This is a genomic window from Sutterella seckii (assembly GCF_009183815.1).
GTDB classification, from domain to species: domain Bacteria; phylum Pseudomonadota; class Gammaproteobacteria; order Burkholderiales; family Burkholderiaceae_F; genus Sutterella; species Sutterella seckii.
Window position 1 is genome coordinate 1 of the sequence record NZ_WEHX01000163.1, and the last position, 2,319, is coordinate 2,319.

The window sequence follows — 2,319 nt, forward strand, 5'->3', positions numbered from 1 at the left end:
CCTGACTTTGGGAGTTTCAAGGCCCTAAAAATCGTGGGTTGCCCTGCACCCCACTTTTTTTGACCTGAATTCTCTATTTCGTTATATAGGCTGGTTATAGATGTGCTATAATTGTTGGAATTCCTCCCGGAGCAGCTATGTACATCACTACCCAGAAAGGCGGCAAAGGCGGGCAGTTCCGCTATGTCGTACTCGTCGAGAAATTTTGGGATCCCCAAAAGCGTGTTGCCCGGTCGAAGGTTGTCGAGCGGTTCGGCAGGCTCGATCAAATGAAGCCTGGCGAGTTTGAAGCTTTGAAGGCTAAATACCAGCAGGCGTCCGCTGATAAGGCTGCGGCTACCCAGGCCATGCGCAGCGAGACAGCTCATTCGCTCCTCGCCGTTCAGGCCGGCAGCGGCAAACGGCCCAAGAGCGCTCGTCTCAACTACGGCCACTACGCGCTCAAAGCCATCTGGGATGAACTGCGTCTGCCGGCAAAGTTCGGTTATTTACAGAAAAAGACGCGCATCAGGACAGATCTCAATGCCGTTATTTCCTTCCTGGTCTTTCGTAAAGTTTTGGATCCTGCTTCCATCCTCCGAAGCTTCCAGCAGAAGGATGCATATCTCGGGAATCCGGCCGGGACGGACGACTTGACGAGCTACTACGACGCGTACGATTTTTTGAAGGAAAACAAGGAAACAATCCTCAAGCACGTCAACAAGCGCATGGATGAGGCGTACGGGAAGGAGCGCGCCACGCTGGTCTTCTACGATGTCACCAATGCTTATTTTGAAGCGCCGCTGACGGACGCGGAAATGGAGCGCGAGCAGACGGACTATGCAGAGCGTTTTGAGGAAGCGGCCGAGATGTACCGCGGCTGCGGAGAAATCGACCCGGGCCGCTGGGATTCGGAAGGCAAGCTCAATGTGGAAAGCTTGTCGGCCGAAGAAGTAGAGAAGATCGCCGGGCTCAAGCTCCAGTACCTCAGAGCCAGAGGACCTTCCAAGGAGCACCGCAGTGATCTGCCGATTGTATCGATCGTTATGGTGATTGATAAATATGGCTTCCCCATGGATTTTGAAGTTTTTTCGGGCAACACATCGGAATTCAAGTCTATGCGTCCCGTCATCACCGCCTGGAAGAAGCGGTATCAGATCAAGGAAGCCGTCGTCTTCGCTGATCGAGGCATAAATTCGGCCGAGAACCTGGAAATGCTTCGCAGTCTCGACTTCGGATTCCTTGTCGCACAGAAGGTAACGCAGTTTTCCCGGGAGATGGAAAAGAAGCTTTTCGAGGAGGATCAATACCAACCCGTCAACCCTGTCAACCCTGATGCAGGTCGGTTCCGCGTGATTCCTGACTGGACGAAGGGAACTGGAGACAAGGCCGTCAAGTGCACGCTTGTTTTGACGTGGAACGAGAAGCGCGCCCGGCGCGACAACGCCATCCTTGATGCTTTGGTGCGCCTGATCCAGGCCAAGCAGGCACGAGGCGAAAAGATTGGCAAGAACCGCAGCGCATGGGCTCAGCTCGTCAAGACGGAAAAAGATGTGGAAGCGCGGATTATCGGAGTGGATGAGAAGGCGCTCGCCAGACGCCGCCGGTTTGCCGGCTACGCAGCTCTTGTCTATTCAGCGGCAGGACCTCAGGGGAACGTCGAAGGGACCGACTCCGAAGCGCAGGAAGCTGGCGCGAACGCTGACGGCAATCGGATGGAATTCCCGATGGCAGGCACGTACAAGAAATTGACGGAAATCGAAACGTGCTTCCGCATCATGAAAACCAACCTCGGTTTGCGGCCGATGTACGTCTGGACCTCGGAACACATCCGCGGCCACATCCTGGTGATCTTCCTTGCGCTCCTGCTGGTGCGCATTGTGCAGGATCGTTTGGAGAAGGCGAAGGCCGGGCTCAGTATAGATGAGATTTGCGAGGGACTCCGCGACTGTGAAGTTGCAGCAGTCTACAACCCGGCAGCGGACAGCTATCTCTATTTGCCGACAGCTCGTCGAGAGACAAACCGCAAGGCGGCGCCTTGGGATTCGAATCAGCGCCTCAGGGCCCGGCATGAGACTGGAGAGCTCGAGATCAAAGACAATGGTGACACCATCATGCAGGCGTGCGGACTCAGCCCTGTGCCTGCCCTATGCTCCCGAGCTGAGCTGGCGCGCTGCCTGGGAACTCGTTTCCCTACGGACGCAGATGCCGTCCCTGAAATCATCCGGCTGCAGGACCAAAAAGCAAGCCTATAGCGTAAAAAAATAAAAAAGGGCGCTATCCTACTGCTGCAGGGATGGGCGCCCTTTTTTCTGCTTTCAAACTCCCAAACTCAGGTTT

General features: G+C 55.2%; 1 protein-coding gene. It reads left to right on the plus strand.

The window, feature by feature from the left end; all coding sequences use genetic code 11:
- Nucleotides 1-137 precede the first annotated feature (137 nt).
- Nucleotides 138-2,234: an IS1634 family transposase gene (locus tag GBM95_RS11530; protein ID WP_152159225.1), complete on the plus strand. Its 2,097-nt coding sequence runs from the start codon at nt 138-140 to the stop codon at nt 2,232-2,234.
- The last annotated feature ends 85 nt before the right edge of the window (nt 2,235-2,319 follow it).